This window comes from Rhizobacter sp., from assembly GCA_021153565.1.
In the GTDB taxonomy this organism is placed as follows: domain Bacteria; phylum Pseudomonadota; class Gammaproteobacteria; order Burkholderiales; family Burkholderiaceae_C; genus Albitalea.
This window is the reverse complement of the sequence record JAJKJU010000278.1, coordinates 1-7,300: the sequence shown is the minus strand read 5'-3', so window position 1 is coordinate 7,300 and position 7,300 is coordinate 1. Positions and strand designations below refer to the sequence as shown.

5 protein-coding genes are annotated in these 7,300 nt (G+C 62.9%); 1 reads left to right on the top strand and 4 read right to left on the bottom strand.

Annotated features, from left to right (window positions below; genetic code table 11):
• Nucleotides 1–533 precede the first annotated feature (533 nt).
• The 4 genes from kdpC to kdpF form a co-directional block, all read right to left on the bottom strand.
• A complete protein-coding gene (gene kdpC / locus AC30NL_RS17780; protein ID WP_489465321.1) occupies nt 534–1,112 on the bottom strand; it encodes a potassium-transporting ATPase subunit KdpC in 579 nt (192 codons plus the stop codon).
• A gap of 17 nt (nt 1,113–1,129) precedes the next feature.
• Complete coding sequence (gene kdpB / locus AC30NL_RS17775) at nt 1,130–3,247, bottom strand: potassium-transporting ATPase subunit KdpB (protein WP_489465320.1); 2,118 nt, start codon at nt 3,245–3,247, stop codon at nt 1,130–1,132.
• 89 nt (nt 3,248–3,336) lie between these two features.
• Nucleotides 3,337–5,127 carry a potassium-transporting ATPase subunit KdpA gene (gene kdpA, locus AC30NL_RS17770; protein WP_489465319.1) on the bottom strand — a complete coding sequence of 597 codons (1,791 nt, stop codon included), beginning with the start codon at nt 5,125–5,127 and terminating at the stop codon, nt 3,337–3,339.
• Nucleotides 5,124–5,216, bottom strand: coding sequence for a K(+)-transporting ATPase subunit F (gene kdpF / locus AC30NL_RS17765; RefSeq protein ID WP_489465318.1), 93 nt, complete (start codon nt 5,214–5,216; stop codon nt 5,124–5,126). The genes kdpA and kdpF overlap by 4 nt, the downstream gene beginning before the upstream one ends.
• Nucleotides 5,217–5,644: 428 nt before the next feature.
• Between kdpF and AC30NL_RS17760 the strand changes: the two genes are divergently transcribed.
• Nucleotides 5,645–6,997 (top strand): cupin-like domain-containing protein, encoded by a 1,353-nt coding sequence (locus AC30NL_RS17760; RefSeq protein WP_489465317.1) that lies wholly within the window; start codon nt 5,645–5,647, stop codon nt 6,995–6,997.
• The last annotated feature ends 303 nt before the right edge of the window (nt 6,998–7,300 follow it).

Here is a 7,300-nt window from a genome sequence, read left to right as displayed (position 1 = left end):
CGTTACTTCGAAGCGGGCCACAGCGAACTGGCCTGCATTGCTCCCTCGCCCCTTCGGGGAGAGGGCTGGGGTGAGGGGCCTGGGCCTCTGAGCAAACATGAGCTTGTCATGCGTCAACCCCGCCTTCTTCAAACCTCGTAGGGGAAAAAATTGCCAACGGCCATCTTCCGCGTGTTCAGCATACGTAAAGGTCAGGTCATGGCCAGAGGCTGAGAGTTTTTCGAGCGTGCCCGAGCAGCACGTCAAAAGGCGCCTGATCCAGGCGCAAAGCGAAGTCATAGCTCGTGCTATGGCGAGCATTTTCAACGACGAGCAGGGGCCTTTTAGCGTGATGAGCGGGCATGGTCGAAATACTCTCAGCCTCTTCAGTTTCTTCAGTTCGCTCGAGTATCGGCGTTTGTTGACACTGGCAGCCCACCAGCATGCGGTCTGAAGCAAACACGAAGCACGACTCGCTAGCAGCAGTGGCTACCATGACCACTCTAAGTCGCCAACAGGATGCCCAGTTCGTCGTTTGCTGTCGGTCTTTTAGTTCAGTGGCGAAGGGCCTGATCGAGCGCGAGGTTGAGGCCGAGCACGTTGACGCGCGCCTCGCCGAGCAAGCCGAACAGACGGCCTTCCGTGTTTTGCGAGATCAGTGTTTGCAAGACATCCTGGCCGATGCCGCGTACGCGGGCGACGCGGGCCACCTGGTACTGCGCAGCTGCGACGCTGATGTGCGGGTCGAAGCCGCTGGCCGAGGCAGTGACGAGGTCCACCGGCACGGCCGCGTTGTTGCCCGGGTCGGCCGCCCTGAGCGCTTCGACACGGCCTTTCACCGCGTCGACCAGGGCAGGATTCAATGGCCCCAGGTTGGAGCCGCCCGAATTGGCGGCGTTGTATGGCATCGGGCTCGTGGCCGACGGACGGCCCCAGAAGTACTTCGGATCGCTGAAGTTCTGGCCGATGAGTTTGGAACCAATCGGTTTGCCGTCCTTGACGATGAGGCTTCCCGCCGCCTGGTCCGCAAACGTGACCCTGGCAACTCCCGTGACGGCCAGCGGGTAGACCACGCCGGTTACCACCGTCAGAAGGACGAACAGGCTCACCCCGGGACGTATGAGGGACTTCATAACTTAACTACTCCAAATCAAACGAGGCCGACGACGCTCAGGATCAGGTTGATCAGCTTGATGCCGATGAACGGCACGATCATGCCGCCGAGGCCATAAATGGCCAGGTTGCGGCGCAGCAGCGTGGCCGCACCAATGGGCCGATACTTCACGCCCTTGAGCGCGAGCGGGATGAGGAAGATGATGATCAGCGCGTTGAAGATCACCGCCGACAGCACGGCCGATGAGGGGCTTGCGAGGTGCATCACGTTCAGCGCGCCGAGCTGCGGGTAGGTCGTGACGAACGCCGCGGGGATGATCGCGAAATACTTCGCCACGTCATTGGCGATGCTGAAGGTGGTGAGCGAGCCGCGGGTCATCAGCATCTGCTTGCCAGTCTCTACGACCTCGATCAGCTTGGTCGGATTGCTGTCGAGGTCGACCATGTTGCCCGCCTCCTTCGCGGCCTGCGTGCCCGAGTTCATCGCCACCGCCACGTCGGCCTGTGCAAGCGCCGGCGCATCGTTGGTGCCATCGCCGGTCATCGCCACGAGCTTGCCTTCGGCCTGGTGCTGGCGAATCAACGCCAGCTTCTGCTCGGGCGTGGCCTCGGCGAGGAAGTCGTCCACACCCGCCTCGGCCGCGATTGCCGCCGCGGTGAGCCGGTTGTCGCCGGTCACCATCACCGTCTTGATGCCCATGCGCCGCAGCTCGGCGAAGCGTTCCTTGATGCCGCCCTTGACGATGTCCTTCAACTCAATGACGCCCAGCACTTTGATGCCATCAGCCACCACCAGCGGCGTGCTGCCGCGGCGTGCGACTTCATCGACGGCCGTCGCGAGGGGCGCGGGGAACAGGCCGCCCAGCGCTTCCACATGCTTTCGGATGGCGTCAGCCGCACCCTTGCGCACCTGGCGCACATGCACCGGCGTGTGATCGCTGCCCACCACCTGTTGCGACTGGATGACCAGCGGCAGGTCCACGCCGCTCATGCGTGTCTGGGCCGAGAAATGCACGAACTGGGCGCCCAGCGACTGCACGTCGCGTTCGCGCAGGTTGAACTTCTGCTTGGCGAGGATGACGATGCTGCGGCCTTCGGGCGTCTCGTCGGCGAGCGATGCGAGCTGCGCCGCGTCGGCAAGCTCGCTCTCTTTCACACCCGGCGCGGGCAGGAAGGCTGAAGCGTGGCGATTGCCCAGCGTGATGGTGCCCGTCTTGTCCAGGAGCAACACGTCCACGTCACCGGCAGCTTCTACCGCGCGGCCAGAAGTCGCGATGACATTGGCCTGCATCATGCGGCTCATGCCCGCCACGCCAATGGCCGACAGCAACCCGGCGATCGTCGTCGGGATGAGGCACACCAGCAGCGAGATGAGCACCGTGACCGTGATGGGCGAACCCGCCTTCGCCGCGTCCACGCTGAACAGCGAGAACGGCAGCAGCGTGACGGTCACGCCGAGGAACACGATGGTCAGTGCCACCAACAGGATGGCCAGCGCGATCTCGTTGGGGGTCTTCTGCCGCTTCGCGCTTTCCACCATCGCGATCATTCGATCGACGAAGGTCTCGCCCGGGTTCACGGTGACGCGCACCACGATCCAGTCGGACAGCACCCGCGTGCCGCCGGTGACGGCCGAGAAGTCGCCGCCCGATTCGCGGATGACGGGTGCCGATTCGCCGGTGATGGCGCTCTCGTCCACCGAGGCCACGCCCTCGATCACCTCGCCGTCGGCAGCGATCACGTCGTTGGCGATCACGAGAATGGTGTCACCCTTGCGCAGATGGGCAGATTCGATCGGGTGCCACTTGGCGCCGTACGTCGGCCCCTCCATCTTCTTGGCCCAGGTCTCTTTCTTCAGGCTGCGCAGCGATGCGGCTTGCGCCTTGCTGCGGCCTTCCGCGAGCGCCTCGGCGAAGTTGGCGAACAGCACGGTGAACCACAGCCACAAGGCAATGGCGAGGATGAAGCCAGTAGGCGCCTCCCCCTTTCCAGCCAAGGCCTGTGCGAAGAGGATCGTGGTGATGACGCTGCCGATGAAGACGACGAACATCACCGGATTGCGCCATTGCACGCGCGGGTCGAGCTTCTTGAACGAATCCTTGATGGCCGGAATGGCCAGGACGGGATCGAACAACGTAAAGGTCTTGCGAGTCATGTCAGCCTCCGCTGAGAGGGTGGCCACAAAAGGACCCCTGCGGGTCCCTGGGGGCAGCGAACAAAGTGAGCGTGGGGGTTGTCATGTCTTTACTTCCAGAGCACGAGGTGCTCGAGCACCGGGCCCAGCGCCAGTGCGGGCACGTAGTTCAGCAGCCCCACCAGCAGGACCACGCCAATCAGCAGCGAGACGAACAGCAGTCCGTGCGTGGGCATGGTTCCGCCGGTGACGGCAATGCGCTTCTTGGCGGCCAGGGACCCGGCCATGGCCAGGACGGGCACGATCACGCCGAAGCGTCCGAACCACATCGCGATGGCGAGCAGCACGTTGTAGAACGGCGTGTTGACGGACAGCCCGCCGAAAGCGCTGCCGTTGTTGTTGCCGGCCGAGGTCAGCGCGTAGAGGATTTCGGAGAAGCCATGGGCGCCAGGATTGGCAATGCCCGCTCGCCCTGCTTCCGTCATCACCGCCACCGCCGTACCGGCCAGCACGAGCAGCGGGGTGACGAGGATGGCGATGGAAGTCATCTTCATCTCGTGCGCCTCGATCTTCTTGCCGAGGTACTCCGGTGTGCGGCCGATCATCAGCCCTGCGATGAAGACCGCGAGGATGGCGAACACGAGCATGCCGTACAGGCCCGTTCCCACGCCGCCAAACACCACTTCGCCCAGTTGCATGTTCACCAGCGGCACCATGCCGCCCAGCGGCGTGTACGAGTCGTGCCAGCCGTTGACCGCGCCGCAGGACGCATCGGTCGTGATGGTGGCGAAGAGCGCGGATTCGGCGATGCCGAAGCGCGTCTCCTTGCCTTCCATGTTGCCGCCGGCCTGGGTTGCGCTGGGCGCCTGGTCCACATTGAACGACGCGAGCTGCGGATTGCCTTGCTGCTCATAGTGCATGGCCGCAACCGCGCCCACGACGAACAGCAATGCCATTGCTGCGAATACGGTCCAGCCCTGACGCTGATCCGACACCATGCGGCCGAACGTGAAGCACAGGCCCGCCGGAATCAGGAAGATCGACAACATCTGAATGAAGTTCGACAGAGGTGTCGGGTTCTCATAGGGATGTGCCGAGTTGGCGTTAAAGAAGCCGCCACCATTGGTGCCGAGCATCTTGATGGCCTCTTGCGACGCGACCGGCCCCATGGCGAGCGTCTGGTGGTCGGTGGTCTTGTCTTCCATCACCGGCTCACCCTTGGCGTTCTTCACTGGCTGGCCGTCGGCACCGAGCTTGGGTTCCTGGTACTTGACGACTTCGAGCGTCTGCACGTCCTTGTAGGCATCGAAGTTCTGAACCACGCCCTGCTGCACGAGGAACAACGCATAGACGAACGAGATGGGCAACAGAATCCACAGCGTGACCCGGGTCAGATCGACCCAGGCGTTGCCGATGCTCTTGGCCGAGTGGCGAGCGAACCCGCGGATCAGTGCGATGACGACCACGATGCCCGTGGCGGCAGACAAGAAGTTCTGCACCGACAGGCCGAGCATCTGCGTGAGATAGCTCATCGTCGTCTCACCGCCGTAGCCTTGCCAGTTCGTGTTTGTGGCAAAGCTCACCGCCGTGTTGAACGACGAGTCCGCAGTCACGTTGCCCATGGCCTGCGGATTCAGCGGCAGCCACAACTGCAGACGCTGCAACGCATACACCGCCAGCACACCGAGTCCATTGAACAAGAGAATCGCAAGCGCATACTGCAGCCAGCCCATCTCGGCGTCAGCGCTGATGCCGCACAGGCGGTACAAGCCACCTTCGATGCGGGCCGCAAAGCGAAGCCGACCTTCCATCACGTTGGCAATGTATCTCCCTGTGGGTATCGACAGCAGCAACAGCACGGCGCTGTAGGCTGCCAGCAGAGTCCAAGCATGCGTGGTCACGAGAATTTCTCCGGTCGCAGCAGCGCGGCCACGAGGTAGACCAAGAGGCCCACCGACACGACGCCACCCAGTACATAAAGCCACGTCATTTGGCTTCTCCTCCCAACTTGGCGCAGCCGTGCGCCATGCCGGCCATCAGCAGCCAGAACACGACGACGAGCGCGAGATACACAGCATCCACGGGACGCCTCCTTCACAAAGTGAGGAGATCGTAGGATGCGGCGCATAAAGATGTCGGCAAATTTGCGGGCTTGCCCATAAAGATCCCATCAAGATCGTGGCGGTGCGGTGCGGTGTGGTGCGGTGCGGTGCGGTGCGGTGCGGTGCGGTGCTGCCGCATCGTCTAGCGCCAGCCGACATCGACAGGCAACAAAACATGCGGAGATGCCCTGCGCAGTCGGTCTTCGAACTCACGGTCCCGACTACCGGTATTTCGCGAAAGTGGTATGGGATTTGTGCTCGACCAGTTTCATAATTTCCGGAGTCGCACCGACGAGTTGCCAAGGAGCCCGTCGCCATGTCATCCCATCTCATGCCTGTAGCCCCCGCACCGCGGCCGCGCACCGACGCGGCGCCGCTGTCTCGGGCGATCGACGCATCGTGGCAGCGCTGGATAGTCGAGCAGCGGCTGCGTGGCTGCACCATCGAGTCGATGCTGCAGGTCATTGAAGGCGCTGGCTACGCGCGTGTCGACGCCGAGCGCGCCATTGCCGCGCTCGACAATGATCCCTCGTATGCCGTCGCTCAGGCTGTGCAGCAGCGATACAACAAACTGGAAGCTGTGGCGCTCAACCTGCAGCGGCTGTGGGCGTCCGACCCTGAATACCGCACGGTGGAAAAGCGCGCCGATGTGTCCGAAGAAGAGTTTGCGGCGCGCTATGTACGCGGTTGCCGGCCTGTCGTTCTCACGGGCCACACTCGCGACTGGCCCGCCATGAGCAGCTGGTCGACCGAAGACCTGAAGCGGCGTTTCGGCCACCTCGAAGTTGACATCCAGGCCGAGCGCAATGCAGATGTGAACTACGAACAGAACAAGCTCCTGCTGACGAGGCGCGTGAATTTAAGCGCTTTCGTCGACCAGGTTGTGCAAGGCGGTGCCACCAACGATTACTACCTGACGGCCAACAACGAGTTACTGCGCCGGCCTGAGTTCGCGCCATTGCTCGATGACATCGGCAGTCTGCCGCCGCTGTGCGACCGTTCCCAGCTGACAGAGCGCTCGTCGTTCTGGTTCGGGCCTGCTGGCACAGTGACACCGCTGCACCACGACACGCTGATGCTCTTCCACACCCAGGTTGTCGGACGCAAGCGCTGGCGCTTCGTGTCGCCTCTCGAATGGTCGCGGGTCTACAACCTTCGCAACGTGTTCAGCGAGGTCGACTTGGAGCGACCCGATCCGGTGCGATTTCCGGCCTTCGAGGAGGCGACGGTGCTCGAGGTCGTCGTCGATCCCGGAGAAACCATGTTCCTGCCAGTGGGCTGGTGGCACCAAGTGGCTTCGCTCGACGTGAGCCTTTCATTTTCGTACACGTGCTTGGCAGTACCCAACCCGTTCGACTACCCCGACCCGGCGTCACCTGTGCCCACCCAGCGCCTGGTGAAGCAGCCCAACTCCGCCGATGCGATTCAAACCGAATTGCGGAACGTGGTGGTCATGGCCGGATCGGCCGACGTCGTGGAGGCTCAGTTCAAGGATGGCAGCACGATGCGACTCCATGCCGTCGCCTCGGGCATGGAAGTGCACGTGGACCGCCCAGGCTCCCGAGCTGCTCACTATGCTGAGCGGCTTGTCAGCGTTGCACGTGAGGGCCGCGCCATCGAATGTCAATTCGCAGACGGTTCGTCGATCCGCATCATGCCCTTCGGCTGAGAGGCTGAGAGGCTGAGAGGCTGAGAGGCTGAGAGGCTGAGAGGCTGAGAGTATTTCGATCATGCCCGCTCATCACGCCAATAGACCCCTGCTCGTCGTTGCAAATGCTCGCCATAGCCCGAGCTATGGCTGCGCTTTGCGCCTAGATCAGGCGCCTTTTGACGTGCTGCTCGGGCACGCTCGAAAAACTCTCAGCCTCTGAGTCCGTGGGGCTTGCCGGCTGCGGTGGCGAAGCTGGCCGCCAGGTCGTGGCGGCAGGGGAAGAAGGCCAGCTCCAGGCATCGAGATGGCGGGTCAGCTCCG